Source organism: Sporosarcina sp. FSL K6-6792, assembly GCF_038004885.1.
Taxonomy (GTDB): Bacteria; Bacillota; Bacilli; order Bacillales_A; family Planococcaceae; genus Sporosarcina; species Sporosarcina psychrophila.
On the sequence record NZ_JBBOSA010000001.1, the window covers coordinates 3,478,792 to 3,492,489 of the forward strand.

Here is a 13,698-nt window from a genome sequence, read left to right on the forward strand (position 1 = left end):
TTTTACCGTCTGCATCATTGGTGTATGCTTAGAGCATGAGAGTATGCGAAAGGTGGATTTCTAATGGCTGATTTATTTAAAGGAATTAAAGAAAGTTTAAGTGGTAAAAGAAAGACGATCATCCTACCGGAAGGAACGGATATCCGCGTACTAGAAGCGGCTTCACGCTTGCAAGGGGAAGGGCTTGTGAAGCCAGTTCTTCTTGGCAATGAAACCGAAGTGCAAGAAGTCGCGACTGAAGCAGGAATTGATATTTCGGAAATAGATGTCATTGATCCCTTGAGTGTTTCTTACTTTGAAGAACTAGTTGAAAAGTTCGTGGCACGTCGGGGTGGCAAAGCGACATTGGAGCAAGCACGTAAACAATTGACAGATGTAAATTATTTTGGAACGATGCTCGTTTATACAGGGCGTGCGGACGGATTGGTGAGTGGGGCAGCGCATTCAACTGCAGACACCGTACGACCGGCGCTTCAAATTATTAAAACAAAGCCAGGTATCTCAAGGACTAGCGGGGCCTTTATTATGATGAAAGGTGATGAACGGCTCGTCTTTGCAGATTGTGCGATTACGGTTGCACCAACAGCGCAAGAATTGGCTGAAATTGCGATTGAAAGCGCCAAAACTGCGCAGGCATTCGGAGTCGATCCACGTGTTGCGATGCTGAGTTTCTCTACAAAAGGATCTGCCGTAACGGAAGAAACAGAAAAAGTTGCGAACGCGGTGAAAATCGCTCAATCGCTTGCACCTGATTTGCTACTCGACGGTGAGTTCCAATTTGATGCGGCCTATGTTCCGGAAATTGCTGCGAAAAAGGCACCTGAATCAGTCATTAAAGGTAACGCGAACGTCTTCGTTTTCCCATCACTTGAAGCGGGTAATATTGGTTATAAAATAGCGGAGCGTCTTGGCGGCTACGAAGCAATTGGCCCCATTCTTCAAGGATTGAACGCTCCCGTAAATGATTTGTCACGCGGTTGTTCCGCTGCTGATGTCTACAAGCTTGCCTTGTTAACCGCGGCACAAAGTCTATGAGCAGGAGAAATTGGAATGATATCATATGAGTCTTTTTTAACTATTCCCACATGGCGTTTTGTGGATGAATCCATGACAACCCGTACGCGTTCCGCACTAGAATCATTCGCCGCCGACGATACGCTTTGTCATCTCGTCGGCCAGCAGATAAGCGTCCCGACAGTTCGTACATGGGTGCACAATCAAACGGTCGTGCTCGGTATCCAGGATCATCGGCTACCGCATGTTACAGAAGCAGTTTCGACACTTGAAAATGCTGGTTATAACGCGATTGTCCGCAATTCAGGTGGACTTGCAGTAGTGCTTGACGAAGGTGTATTAAACATATCAATTGTTCTATCTGAACTCGACTCTTCAATCGATATTCCAGCAGGTTATGAAGTAATGCTCGCATTTGTTCGTATGCTTTTTCCGGAAGCAGGAGACCGCATTGAAGCCTATGAAATTGTAGGGTCATACTGTCCGGGCTCGTATGATTTGAGCATTGATGGCCGCAAATTCGCCGGTATTTCACAGCGTAGATTGCGTCAAGGTATCGCAGTCCAAGTCTACCTTTGCGTTGAAGGAAGCGGGGCGGAACGTGCTGAGCTAATCCGTGATTTTTACGAAACGGGCTTGCAAGGGGAAGAAACGAAGTTTACTTACCCGGTCATTAAACCGGAAGTGATGGCATCCCTGTCAGAACTTCTGGACATGCCGCTCACGGTGAACGATGTCGTTATTCGTATCCAGCTTATGTTGCGCGAGCTTGCGGATCATGTGGAGATAGGTGGCTTGAAACCAGAAGAAATGGAACTATACACCTTTTATTTGAACCGAGTCTTCGAACGCAATCAAAAAATGCTGGCGCGCGGATGAACAATCGGTTTAGTAGTGGGAGAAAGCGTTAATTTGGCGGGGAGACAACGTTTTCGCCAAACTAAACAACGTTCCGTCGAAAGTAAACAACATCATCCTAAAACTAAACAACGTTCCGTCGAAAGTAAACAACATCATCCTAAAACTAAACAACGTTCCGTCGAAAGTAAACAGCATCTTCCTAAAACTAAACAACACCCCAGCAAAACCAAAGAAAAACCGCCTATCAATGATGATTGATAGGCGGTTCTTTTGAAACTAGGTTTCCATTTTGCTCCATTTTGAAAACCGGTGCTGTGCGATCAGCATCATCATCTAGCGTGACGAGACGGCGTGCGCGGTTCATAATTTGAACAAATTGTTCGTAATCGGCGCGCAGGGTTTTATTTTCCTGTTGCAGTTTTTCGATTTCTTTTTGGAGTTGCTCCGACTTTTCATTCGCGATTTTAGCAGTTTGCCTCCAGCGAAGTGACTCGTTATCTCCCACGCCTGTGTGATGCATGCGGACAAGAAATGCGATAACCGTATCGAGTGAGAGTGCTGATAATGGAACGGAAATCTTTTGTTCTTCCTCTAGTCCTTGCGAAGGACTATATAATTGTTGTCCCCGTCGTTTAAAGTCTTTTCCAAGTACACGTATTGCTTGTTTGCGTTCTTTCTTCGCGTCCGAAAGCTCTTTTTCATAATCACGTCTTACAACTGCGTTCCATCTGAACCCGCAAGCTGCTGCCGTTCTGTTGAGCGCGTCCCCAACTTCTTCGAAAGCGCTAAGCTGTGTACTACCTTCGCGAACATGTCGTAGTACTGTGTCGGCTAATAAAGTATCGTTTTCTTCAATCCAAGCATCCTGTCTAACTTTCACCATCTCCGTGCCTCCAGTCATATGTTCATAGTCTCTTTCTACGGTCAGTGTGGACAGGATTTCGTTACTTTATTCATAATGAAAAAAGCATTCTATCTTTTTTTCACTCAAATGAACCTTTTTCCATCTTCCTACGAACCATTTTTACGATTATACTAAAGGGAATGAGTTGACGGAGGTGCACTATGGAATACAAAGATGAAAAACTGGTCGAAGAAAAAGTTTTCAAAGATCCTGTGCATCGCTATATTCACGTGCGCGATAAAGTGATTTGGGACGTTATTGGCACAAGTGAATTTCAGCGCCTTCGCCGGATCAAACAACTAGGCACAACGTATCTCGTATTTCACGGGGCGGAGCATAGTAGGTTTCACCATTCGCTCGGTGTCTATGAAATCGTCAGACGCATCATTGACGACGGTTTCAGCGGTAGGCCTGAATGGAACAATGAGGAACGTCTAGTAACGATGTGTGCGGCGCTGTTGCATGATCTAGGACACGGTCCGTTTTCGCACGCCTTTGAAAAAGTGTTCGATCTCGATCATGAACAATTTACGCAAGCGATTTTGTTAGGGGACACAGAAGTAAATGCAGTGCTTCGTCGTGTGGCACCCGATTTCCCACAAAAAGTGGCTGATATAATTGGGAAAACCTATCCGGATAAGCTTGTCGTCAGTCTGATTTCAAGTCAAATTGATGCGGATCGGATGGATTATCTACAGCGTGACGCTTATTTTACAGGGGTGTCGTACGGTCATTTCGATATGGAACGTATTCTGCGTGTCATGCGACCTACAGAAGAACAGGCGGTTATTAAATATAGCGGTATGCACGCAGTGGAAGATTATATAATGAGCCGTTACCAGATGTACTGGCAAGTCTATTTCCATCCAGTGTCACGTAGCGCTGAAGTTATTTTGATCAAAATTTTACATCGTGCAAAGCAATTACATGAAAGCGGGTATATCTTTAAACAAGAACCTGTCCACTTCCGCTCTTTCTTCGACAAGACATTTCTGCTTGAAGATTACATTGCGCTTGATGAAAGTATTTTATTAACCTATTTCCAAATGTGGATGAAGGAAGACGACGCAATCTTGTCGGACCTTTGCTATCGGTTTATCAATAGAAGATTGTTCCAGTACGCAGAATTTGATCCGGCAACAGAATACCGGAAAATCGGTGAACTCGAGCAGTTATTTAAGGAAGCAGGAATTGATCCGGCCTATTACCTGGTTACAGATTCGTCGTCAGATTTACCTTACGACTTTTACGGTCCAGGTGAAGAAAACGAACGCTTACCGATATACTTACAAATGCGAAATGGGGACTTAAGCGAATTATCGCGTTCATCGGATGTCGTAGATGCGATTTCGGGTAAAAGACGAACAGACCATAAAATCTATTTCCCGGAAGATGTTTTGGAAGCAGGAAAAGAACAAAATCCGCTGTATGGCCGAATTTTAGATATGCTGAAAGGGTAGGTGTGAGGGAAGGTGTTATCAGAACACGCTAAAATTGTGCAATTCATCTCAATGGCAAATGAAGTCACTGGACGAAAAAAGTTACAAAAAATGATTTATATTGCGAAAAAGATGAATTTCCCATTCGCTGAAAAATATGAGCTTCACATGTACGGACCCTACTCGGAAGAATTAACGTTGCGTATTGAGGAATTGTGCGAGATGGGATTTCTGGCGGAGCAGTGTACGGACAAAGGATCGTACGTCCAATATAGCTATCAAGTGACAGGTGAGGGGGCGGGTTTCCTCGAAATGGCAGGTGATGCCCATGCAATGCTTGGAACCTGCATCGACAGCATGAACGTCAAGAGCTCCCGTTTCCTCGAACTCGTTTCGACATTGCTGTACTTTGATCATCTTGACAAGGACGAGCAAATCGCTAAAGTCCTTATCGTGAAAAATAAACTGAACTTCTCTGCGGAGGAGATGACGGCTGCATTTGACTTCATAAGTGAAATTCAAACGTACGCGGTTCAGTAAATGAACGCAGCCTAAGTTCGCCGCGTCCTGCGGCAATAAGGAGGGATGTAGTTCAATCCCTCCCTGCTACATGACCTGCATCCTGCAGGCCCAAGCGGAAAGCGTCGTTAAGCCCCGACAAGTAGGAGGGATGCAGTTCGATCCCTCCCTACTGAATGGCCTAAAATAAAGACGCTCTTTGTCTTTATCTTTAGGACAGAAGCGACTCGAGGGGCTGACGCTTGGAGTCTGGACAATAATAAAAGGCTGCCCCATGTCGGAAACTTTCCGTCATGGGGCAGCCTTTTTTGAAATTAATTACTGATCGCTTGGACGTTTTCCAGCGATGGAATAATGGTTTTTCGACATTTCTTCAATGATGACAGAAACATTTTGAGCAGGTGCACCAGTTGTTTCAGCAACAGCTTCTGTCACTCTTTCGCATAGCGCACGTTTTTGTTCATCTGTACGACCTTCCAACATTTTCACAGTTACGATTGGCATTACATTTCCCCCTCCCTGTATATATTGGGTATAGTATACATAGTATCAGATTTGGAGGGGACGAATAAATGACAAATGAAAATAAACCGAAACAGAAATTGGGTTTCACAATTATAAAGGACGATCCAACTGACGGTCATGGCGGGTATGGGATTGGTTCGTTGTCACTTGAAAACGTGTCACCTGTTATTATCGATGTCAATGAAGGCGTTGCGCGTATTGAAATAGGTGCGATGCATGCTAGAAGCGACACAGAACGCGGTGTCAAATTTACGCTGAACCGCGAAGATTCAGAAGGTGGCAAACCATATTGGCTTGTCTGGGTCACAATCGATTTCCGCGAACAAGGGCCTTATTATGCGGGCGTTACAGCGTGTGAAATGGTCGTTAATCGTGAAAAACGCCGAGGGTATAAAGTGCTTGCCGATCACGTTAATCGGATGGATAAATCGATGAAGCGGAATATCATTGTTGATCATATGGATGATAAATCAAAGCAGATTTTAGCTGAATTCCTTGCTGCTCATAACAAGGAAATGTGGGACAGAAGCGAACCAAAACTGCATGTTGATTTGAGTGTGGATTCGCCGGAGTTGTGAACAAAAAGTGACAAATTCCGCATACTTCTCAATCCGAGGTTGAATGTCAGCTTGAAAGGCAGTACACTGAAATCACAGCTTGCAATTGTAAGCTAGGACAACCGGAATCGTGCACTCCCTGATGAATACCGTATCAAACAAACCCAAGCGCGATACACCATTTAGCAGGACGCCTTGAACGGTAAAAAAGCTTTCCTTCCCCGATTTAATTCGGGAGAGGAAAGCTTTTTTGATTTTGATGAATTCGGGAGCGCCGCCCGATCATATCCCACGCAAACCGATCATAACCAGTGCCGCCCGATCATATCCCGCGATAACCGATCATAACCAGCGCCGCCCGATCATAACCCGCGCAAACCGATCATAACCCAGTGCCGCCCGATCATATCCCACGCGAACCGATCATAACCAGTGCCGCCCGATCATATTCCGCGCGACCCGATCATAACCAGCGCCGCCCGATCATATCCCACGCGACCCGATCATATCCCGCGCAAACCGATCATAACGAGTGTCGCCCGATCATATCCCGCTCGACCCGATCATAACCAGCGCCGCCCGATCATATTCCGCGCGAACCGATCATATCCTCAACACCAAAATCACTCAAAAAATGAAAACGGAAATAGTTCAAACTTCTTCCCGTCAGTTTCGCCTACTGTGCGCTGTTCTCGTAACACTTTATCCGTACATAGCTTTTGCGGCATATCCTTTTCTTTTACATAAACAAGCCTTTGTTTCTCGCATTCATTTACAGCGATACCACCTGTGTCAACGTCAATAATGACGCCATTGACTCCATTCGGAGGGATGAACGGTTCGGGTGGAAGACCGCGATTTACGGTCTCCATGAAGTCGATCCATATTTTTTTCGATGCCGCTTTATCCGTCGTGTCGGTCAGTTGCTTTCCGACATCATATCCGGTCCAAATCCCCGCCGTTAGTGAAGGGGTGTAGCCAATTAAGTATTGATCCGAAATCGTCGTTCCAGATTTTGCTGCATAGGGCCGCGTCTGTTTTGAGCGCATAGATAAACCAGTGGCAGTAGAATAATCGTTGAACACTGGATCGAACATACCAGTCATCAGATGAGTGAGAACGAATGCATCCTGTTCACTGATGACATGTTTCTTGCTCTTCTTCGGATGTTCATAGACCGTTTTTCCGTCTGCATCTGATATGGATAGAATCGTCGTTGGGACTGTTTCGATACCGCCTGACGCAACTCGGTTATAGGCATTCGTCATGTCAGAAAGTGTGACAAGCGAAGTGCCAAGTGCGGTTGCAGGAGATTCTTCGAATTCACCGTCAACGCCAAGACGTTCAGCCATTTTGCTGAATTTCTTATAACCGATATCTTCAAGCGTTTTCACCGCGTAAATATTATCGGAAATAGCCAGTGCCTGCGCAAGCGAGATAGGGTGGCCAGCAAATTTACCGTTCACATTGTTTGGTTCATACGTCGAACGGCCTTCATCATAAGTGAAAATGGTTTTTTCCGTCGATAAAAATGTCAGTGGACTGAACCCATCTTCGAGTGCAGCTGCATACAAAATAGGTTTCATCGCCGAGCCGGGCTGACGCTTTGCTTGGGTCGCCCGGTTGAATGGGCTTTCGGTATAATTTATCCCACCTATGAGCGATGTGATTGCACCCGTTCCTGTTTCTATCGACATGAACCCAACTTGTAAACCGCTATCCGGCATCCATTTAGCGATCGTTTCTTCGGCGGCTTGTTGGTGAAGTGGATCCAGCGTTGTCCGGATTGTCCAACCACCTTCAGCCGGATAGCGTCCTTTTGCCACAAGTACTTTTTCAGCCTCGCGCCACACTTCATCCAGAAAATAAGGGGCAACGCGCTTAGAGTCAGCCCATTCGCGGTTTTTTAACGTAATTTGTTCGTTCGTCGCCCGTTCTTCTTGGCGCGCAGTAATGTACCCTTGCGCCTCCATAAGTGACAATACCAGCAATGTTCGTTCCCTCGATTTCTCGGGATTTTCAATAGGCGAATAAACCGAAGGACCTTTCGCGATGGCAGTAATAACGGCGGATTCCTCTAACGTCAGATCTTTTGCTGACTTTCCGAAATAAAACTTACTTGCCGCCTCGACACCATACATGCCATGTCCGAAGTAAACAGTATTCAAATAACCTTCTAAGATGACATCTTTTTCGTAAAATATTTCCATTCGATAGGCATAAAGTGCTTCAGTGATTTTCCGTTTCCATGTCTTTTCAAACGTCAAATACAAGTTTTTCGCATATTGCATGGTAATTGTGCTGGCTCCTTCGACTTTGCGCCCGGATTTCGCATCTTTCAAAAGGGCGCCTGCAATCCGTCTATAATCAAAACCGTTGTGGCTATAAAAATTCTTGTCTTCTGTCGCAACGACTGCATCGATTAGAAACGGTGACATGTCATCGAGGTCTACCCAGTACCGTCGTTCCGCGGAAAACCGGTCGCCAATTTGCTTGCCATCTTTATCAAGAAAGACAGAAGCTTTTGGCACGCTTAAAGAAGGTGCACCTGTAATTTGAGCATAGAGCCTGAGCGATAGGAAGATGGTCAGCACCGCCATTATCATCGTGACGGATAGCAGCAACAGCCTTCGTAATGCCGAGCGTCTTTTTTTCTGTTTCACATATACTGTCCGTTGCATACGATCCCGTCCCGTCCATATCTTTGCATCTAGTATGGGACGCATGGAAACAGATTAAACGGAATATGCGTAAAAACATGCATTGCTCGGATAGATTGAAATGTAGACCGTAAAAAGGATATAATAAGAAGATGTTTTCATGAAAAGGACAGTGAGTATATGGAATCGCGGGAAAAAGGGCGATATGTAACGATTAAGCTCCATTCGTCAATTCGCCATCCAGGCCAAGACGAGGAGAAGCATGAATTGAATGCAAAAGGTTTGCTGATTGAAAAAGCAGGCAAATCTTATTTGAAATATGAAGAACAACAAAGTGGAAAGTCGATTCAAACAATTGTTAAATTGGATTCTACAGACGCACTTATTATGCGTCGTGGTGCAGTTACGATGCGATTGCCATTTGTTGCAGCTGGGGAACGTCCAGGAACGTACGGCAGTGGACCGGCGACGTTTGACTTAGTTGTCAAAACGGACAAGCTCGATTTCAAGGAGCAAGAAGACAATTCCGGAGGACGCTTCAATGTGCATTACGATTTGCATGCAGAAGGATCGCTTCTTGGAACATACGAACTGACTATTACATACACGGAGGGAACAATATGAACGCGGTAGAACAGATTCAACAAGAGGTAAAAGTGGCACTTCGTCAAGCTGTAATTGATGCGGGTTTGGCAGAAGAAACGGCAATACCGGACATTATGCTTGAAACGCCTAATAACAAAGACAATGGCGATTATGCGACGAACATTGCTATGCAACTGACAAAGTTAGCGAAAAAGCCGCCGCGTGCAATTGCGGAAGCGATTCTTGAAAAACTAAATACGGATGGTACTTCGATCGAATCGATTGAAATTGCAGGTCCTGGTTTCATCAATATAAAATTAAAAACGGATTACTTAGGCGGCATCGTCAAGACCGTTCTTGAACAAGGCGAGAACTACGGCCGTTCAAACTTTGGCAATAAACAAAAAGTCCAAGTTGAATTTGTTTCTGCTAATCCGACAGGTGACCTTCACCTTGGACATGCACGTGGAGCTTCTCTTGGTGATTCTCTATCCAACGTTCTCGATTTCGCTGGCTACGATGTGGCACGTGAATACTACATTAACGATGCGGGAAATCAAGTGCACAACCTTGCCAATTCTGTTGAAGCACGTTATTTCCAAGCACTCGGGTTGGATAAAGAAATGCCTGAAGACGGCTACCAAGGACCGGATATTATTAATATCGGTAAAATGCTGGCAGCTGAATATGGCGACAAATACGTCAACACGCCAGATGAAGAGCGTTATGCATTCTTCCGCCAATATGGCCTGGAGCATGAATTAGAGAAGCTAAAAACAGACCTTGCGAATTTCCGTGTGTCATTTGATGTCTGGTTCTCTGAAACTTCATTGTATGAAAACGGCAAAATCGATGTTGCTCTTGATAAATTACGTGCCAACGGCCATGTCTTTGAAGAAGATGGCGCAACATGGTTCCGTTCAACAACTTTCGGTGATGACAAAGATCGTGTGTTAATCAAAAACGACGGTACTTACACGTATTTGACGCCGGATATCGCGTACCATGAGGATAAATTGTTCCGCGGATTCGATAAACTTATCAATATTTGGGGCGCAGATCACCATGGTTATATTCCACGGATGAAAGCGGCAATCGAAGCGCTTGGTTACGGCAATGACACGCTCGAAGTCAGCGTCGTACAAATGGTTCAGTTATATAAAGACGGTGAAAAGTTCAAGATGAGTAAACGTACGGGGAAAGCCGTAACCTTGCGTGAGCTAGTTGAGGAAGTTGGTCTGGACGCAGTCCGTTACTTCTTCGCCATGCGTTCAGGTGACTCGCAGATGGACTTCGACCTAGATCTAGCGATTTCTCAGTCGAATGAAAACCCTGTGTACTACGCACAATATGCGCATGCACGGATTTCATCAATCTTGCGCCAAGCTGATGAAAATGGCATGGCTGTATCTGTGGATAATGTTTCTTTATTGCAAGCTGAAAAAGAGTTGGAATTACTGAAGAAAATCGGTGACTTCCCGCAAGTAATCAGTGATGCAGCGAGAATTCGTTCACCACACCGCGTTGCAACATATATCCAAGAACTAGCGGCTACATTCCATAGCTTCTATAACGCAGAAAAAGTATTAGATCCAGACAACCGCGAATTATCGGAAGCACGTCTGGCACTAATTACAATCACACGCACAACAATTGCAAATGCATTGAAACTTATTGGTGTTTCTGCTCCAGAAAAGATGTAATAAAATTGAACGCCGTACTTGAGAGATTGTTATCTCTCAAGTACGGCGTTTTTCACATGCAGATATTCTCTCTCTATATGTTGAACAAATGAATACGATGCATGCTCTTTTACAAGGGCTTTTGGAAGGCCGCTGAATAAGTCCAACTACCTGGAATGAATTAGAAATCCTGCTTATATCGCTTCGACGCTTTGTGGATGCCTCCCGCGATAAGCCAGAAAGAAGACCGCTTTCAGTCTTATCGCTCCGGCTACCACGAAGGCGTGCCTTCGCTGGATAGTCTATATAATAGAATGCACATTGCATTGTCGGGGAAAAGACCTGTAGCTCGTAGTATGTCTCTCTTCAATGAAATTAGTATAAAATAGTACTCACATTATAATCTCAGTCCAAACATCTCAAAATCACTTTCAATAATGTACACTCCAGCGCAAGCGCGTCAAAGGGGTAGCCGAAGCCATGAGACTGGATGCGAAGCGTCAATCCAGGCTCATGGCGAGAGGCATCCCCAAAGCGCCAAGCGATCTGTAATTCACACGCCGAATTAAAACTCTCTCATCATCGAGCGACACAACAGATTCAACGGGATTCTTTAATTCAACATATCTAAATCTACAAATCTCCCTCACTATCGACACAATAAAAATTTGTAGTATACTGAAAGTTGTACAAAATACATACCAAACATAAAGGTGCCCCGCATTAAAAACGGGGTTAAAAGGGAAGTCGGTTCAATGCCGGCGCGGTCCCGCCACTGTAAGTGTGAGTTAGTCGCAATGTGTCACTGGAAAAAGTTCCGGGAAGACGCGGCAAGCCTTGAACACGAGCCAGGAGACCTGCCTTTATGGATCACACGTACCCTACGAGGATAGGATTAGTGAAAATCGACGTCACTGTGCGTCCAGATTTTTACTCAGCTTATTCCTCCGTAGCAATTACGGGGGATTTTTATTTGGAACAAACAGGAGGAAAACAACATGAAAAAGATTTGGCAATTAGGATTAACGGCATTTTTGGCAGTATTCTTGCTCGCAGCATGTGGAACAGCTGCAACACCAGATAAGCCGAAAGTAGATGGGACACCGGAAGCCGAAGTGGTTAAAGCTGAATTCCCACTTACGCTAACGGACTCGGTTGGCAATGATATTACCCTGGAAACTGCACCGGCAACAATCGTTTCTATGGTGCCAAGCAACACGGAAATATTGTTTGAACTAGGTCTTGGGGATGCGATTGTCGGCGTCAATGACTACGATGATTATCCAGCAGAAGCACTTGAAAAAGAGAAAATCGGCGGCCAGGATTTCAACGTCGAAAAAATCGTTTCCATGAACCCTGAAATTGTTTTTGCACATGAATCAGGACTTGGAAAAGGCAAAGAAGGACTGCAACAAATCCGCGATGCAGGAATCCCAGTCTTTGTTGTAAAAAATGCAGCAAATTTCGAAGAAACGTACACAACGATTGAAACAATCGGTCAAGCGACTGGTAAAACAGTAGAAGCAGAAAAAATCATTACGGATATGAAAGCAAAAGTAGAAGAAGTATTGGCGAAATTAGTAACAGTCGACAATAAAAAAACAGTTTTCGTTGAAACATCGCCAGCACCAGACATTTACACACCAGGAAAAAATACATTTATGGATCAAATGCTAGAAATGATCGGTGCTGAAAATATTGCTGCTGATCAGGAAGACTGGTTTATGATAGCTCCGGAAGAAATTATTAACCGTAATCCGGATGTAATTATCGTGTTGTATGATTATATCGAAACGGCAGTTGCAGACGTTTATGCACGCCCAGGTTTCGATACGATTACGGCAATTAAAGAAAAAGCTGTTGTTCAAGTTAAAGAGAATATCACGAGCCGTACAGGCCCACGTCTTGCTGAAGGGCTTGAAGAAATAGCAAAAGCCATCTACCCTGAGGCTTTCGGTGAGTAAATCCAGCGTTGCCTACATCGTTTCCGCCGCCGCACTCGTTGTGGCGGTGTGGCTCGGTGTGTCAATCGGGTCTGTGAAAATACCGATTAGTACATTATGGAATGCGGAGGCGGATGCAACAGCTACCAATATTTTGTGGAAGATTCGTATGCCGCGTGTCGTGCTTGCCGGACTTGTCGGCGCATCGCTCGCGATTTCGGGAGCTGCTTTCCAAGGGTTGCTGAAAAATCCGCTCGCTGATCCATACACCCTCGGAGTGTCATCCGGCGCCTCGGTCGGTGCTGTTATGACGCTCTTTTTTGGTATTTCTATCCCGTTTTTAGGCACTTATACGCTTCCTATATTCAGTATGGTTGGTGCTGCATTAACAATGTTCCTCGTTCTTGGATTTGCACGCCTCGTTGACCGAGCGATGAAAATGGAAACAATTATTTTGACTGGAATCATTTTCGGTTCTTTCCTCGGTTCTGTACTATCACTTATGATAGCGCTCACAGGGGAAGAGTTGCGTCAAATTATTGGTTGGCTACTCGGCAGTGTATCAATGCGGGGATGGAATTATATTACGATGATTTTGCCATTCGTCGTCGTAGGTTCATTCATGCTGTGGCTGAATCGCCGCGAATTAAATGCGATGTTATTTGGAGAAGAACGAGCGCATCATTTAGGTGTCAACGTCAAACGCCGTAAGTTTGCCATTTTGATTGGTGGATCCATCCTGACAGGTTCGGCAGTCGCGGTGTCCGGCACGATTGGCTTTGTTGGTCTAGTCGTTCCGCATATGACGCGGCTTCTTTGGGGATCTGATCATCGCCATCTCCTGACATTATCGTTCATGAACGGTGCAACGTTGCTCATCATTTGCGACTTAATTGCCCGGACAATCATTTCGCCGACAGAACTTCCGGTCGGTGTCATCACAGCGTTTATCGGTGCACCCGTATTTGCATTTATCTTCTATAAACAACGGAGGAAAGGAGGCATGTGA

The 13,698-nt window shown here is 45.1% G+C and carries 13 protein-coding genes and 1 riboswitch; of the genes, 10 read left to right on the forward strand and 3 right to left on the reverse strand.

What is annotated here, in order from left to right:
• Positions 1-63: 63 nt before the first annotated feature.
• From pta to MKZ26_RS17045, 3 genes are read left to right on the forward strand one after another with little or no spacing between them, the layout of a single operon-like run.
• Positions 64-1,035 carry a phosphate acetyltransferase gene (pta, locus tag MKZ26_RS17035; protein WP_340766898.1) on the forward strand — a complete coding sequence of 324 codons (972 nt, stop codon included), beginning with the start codon at positions 64-66 and terminating at the stop codon, positions 1,033-1,035.
• Positions 1,036-1,050: 15 nt separating this feature from the next.
• A complete protein-coding gene (locus tag MKZ26_RS17040) occupies positions 1,051-1,893 on the forward strand; it encodes a lipoate--protein ligase family protein (protein ID WP_187045952.1) in 843 nt (280 codons plus the stop codon).
• A 33-nt stretch (positions 1,894-1,926) separates the two neighbouring features.
• Positions 1,927-2,133, forward strand: coding sequence for a hypothetical protein (locus MKZ26_RS17045; RefSeq protein ID WP_340766899.1), 207 nt, complete (start codon positions 1,927-1,929; stop codon positions 2,131-2,133).
• Here the strand turns inward: MKZ26_RS17045 and MKZ26_RS17050 are convergent.
• A complete protein-coding gene (locus tag MKZ26_RS17050) occupies positions 2,120-2,758 on the reverse strand; it encodes an RsfA family transcriptional regulator (RefSeq protein WP_067213244.1) in 639 nt (212 codons plus the stop codon). The two genes, MKZ26_RS17045 and MKZ26_RS17050, sit on opposite strands and share 14 nt — an antisense overlap.
• A 182-nt stretch (positions 2,759-2,940) precedes the next feature.
• Here MKZ26_RS17050 and MKZ26_RS17055 point away from each other — a divergent pair, with 182 nt between their 5' ends.
• Positions 2,941-4,239: an HD domain-containing protein gene (locus MKZ26_RS17055; protein ID WP_067213241.1), complete on the forward strand. Its 1,299-nt coding sequence runs from the start codon at positions 2,941-2,943 to the stop codon at positions 4,237-4,239.
• A 12-nt stretch (positions 4,240-4,251) separates the two neighbouring features.
• Positions 4,252-4,758, forward strand: a complete 507-nt coding sequence (locus MKZ26_RS17060; protein WP_340766900.1) for a YwgA family protein — start codon at positions 4,252-4,254, stop codon at positions 4,756-4,758.
• 297 nt (positions 4,759-5,055) lie between these two features.
• Here the strand turns inward: MKZ26_RS17060 and MKZ26_RS17065 are convergent, their stop codons facing one another.
• Positions 5,056-5,241, reverse strand: a complete 186-nt coding sequence (locus tag MKZ26_RS17065; RefSeq protein ID WP_067213235.1) for a 2-hydroxymuconate tautomerase — start codon at positions 5,239-5,241, stop codon at positions 5,056-5,058.
• Between the two features lie 68 nt (positions 5,242-5,309).
• Here MKZ26_RS17065 and MKZ26_RS17070 point away from each other — a divergent pair, with 68 nt between their 5' ends.
• Positions 5,310-5,840: a YwhD family protein gene (locus tag MKZ26_RS17070; protein WP_067213234.1), complete on the forward strand. Its 531-nt coding sequence runs from the start codon at positions 5,310-5,312 to the stop codon at positions 5,838-5,840.
• Between the two features lie 602 nt (positions 5,841-6,442).
• Here MKZ26_RS17070 and MKZ26_RS17075 read toward each other — a convergent pair.
• The gene (locus MKZ26_RS17075; RefSeq protein WP_187045948.1) at positions 6,443-8,500 is read right to left on the reverse strand and encodes a transglycosylase domain-containing protein; all 2,058 of its coding nucleotides are present in this window, start codon (positions 8,498-8,500) and stop codon (positions 6,443-6,445) included.
• Between the two features lie 159 nt (positions 8,501-8,659).
• On the opposite strand from MKZ26_RS17075, the gene MKZ26_RS17080 reads away from it, so the two are divergent.
• The 4 genes from MKZ26_RS17080 (at position 8,660) to MKZ26_RS17095 (ending at position 13,698) form a co-directional block, all read left to right on the forward strand.
• On the forward strand, positions 8,660-9,103 hold the full coding sequence (locus MKZ26_RS17080; protein ID WP_067213229.1) for a DUF1934 domain-containing protein: 444 nt from the start codon (positions 8,660-8,662) through the stop codon (positions 9,101-9,103).
• Positions 9,100-10,767 carry an arginine--tRNA ligase gene (gene argS / locus MKZ26_RS17085; protein WP_067213227.1) on the forward strand — a complete coding sequence of 556 codons (1,668 nt, stop codon included), beginning with the start codon at positions 9,100-9,102 and terminating at the stop codon, positions 10,765-10,767. Before MKZ26_RS17080 ends, argS begins: the two co-directional genes overlap by 4 nt.
• A gap of 673 nt (positions 10,768-11,440) precedes the next feature.
• A riboswitch (cobalamin riboswitch) is annotated at positions 11,441-11,625 on the forward strand.
• 119 nt (positions 11,626-11,744) lie between these two features.
• Entirely contained in the window at positions 11,745-12,710 is a 966-nt protein-coding gene (locus tag MKZ26_RS17090; protein ID WP_340766902.1) for an ABC transporter substrate-binding protein, read from the forward strand.
• Positions 12,703-13,698, forward strand: coding sequence for a FecCD family ABC transporter permease (locus tag MKZ26_RS17095; RefSeq protein WP_338654927.1), 996 nt, complete (start codon positions 12,703-12,705; stop codon positions 13,696-13,698). Before MKZ26_RS17090 ends, MKZ26_RS17095 begins: the two co-directional genes overlap by 8 nt.

Excerpts from the sequence above, each read along its gene's own strand:
- MKZ26_RS17040 (WP_187045952.1), top strand. The coding sequence starts at position 1,051 with ATGATATCATATGAGTCTTTTTTAACTATTCCCACATGGCGTTTTGTG.
- argS (WP_067213227.1), top strand. The coding sequence starts at position 9,100 with ATGAACGCGGTAGAACAGATTCAACAAGAGGTAAAAGTGGCACTTCGT.
- MKZ26_RS17080 (WP_067213229.1), top strand. The coding sequence starts at position 8,660 with ATGGAATCGCGGGAAAAAGGGCGATATGTAACGATTAAGCTCCATTCG.
- pta (WP_340766898.1), top strand. The coding sequence starts at position 64 with ATGGCTGATTTATTTAAAGGAATTAAAGAAAGTTTAAGTGGTAAAAGA.
- MKZ26_RS17090 (WP_340766902.1), top strand. The coding sequence starts at position 11,745 with ATGAAAAAGATTTGGCAATTAGGATTAACGGCATTTTTGGCAGTATTC.
- MKZ26_RS17065 (WP_067213235.1), bottom strand. The coding sequence starts at position 5,241 with ATGCCAATCGTAACTGTGAAAATGTTGGAAGGTCGTACAGATGAACAA.
- MKZ26_RS17070 (WP_067213234.1), top strand. The coding sequence starts at position 5,310 with ATGACAAATGAAAATAAACCGAAACAGAAATTGGGTTTCACAATTATA.
- MKZ26_RS17055 (WP_067213241.1), top strand. The coding sequence starts at position 2,941 with ATGGAATACAAAGATGAAAAACTGGTCGAAGAAAAAGTTTTCAAAGAT.
- MKZ26_RS17050 (WP_067213244.1), bottom strand. The coding sequence starts at position 2,758 with ATGGTGAAAGTTAGACAGGATGCTTGGATTGAAGAAAACGATACTTTA.
- MKZ26_RS17075 (WP_187045948.1), bottom strand. The coding sequence starts at position 8,500 with ATGCAACGGACAGTATATGTGAAACAGAAAAAAAGACGCTCGGCATTA.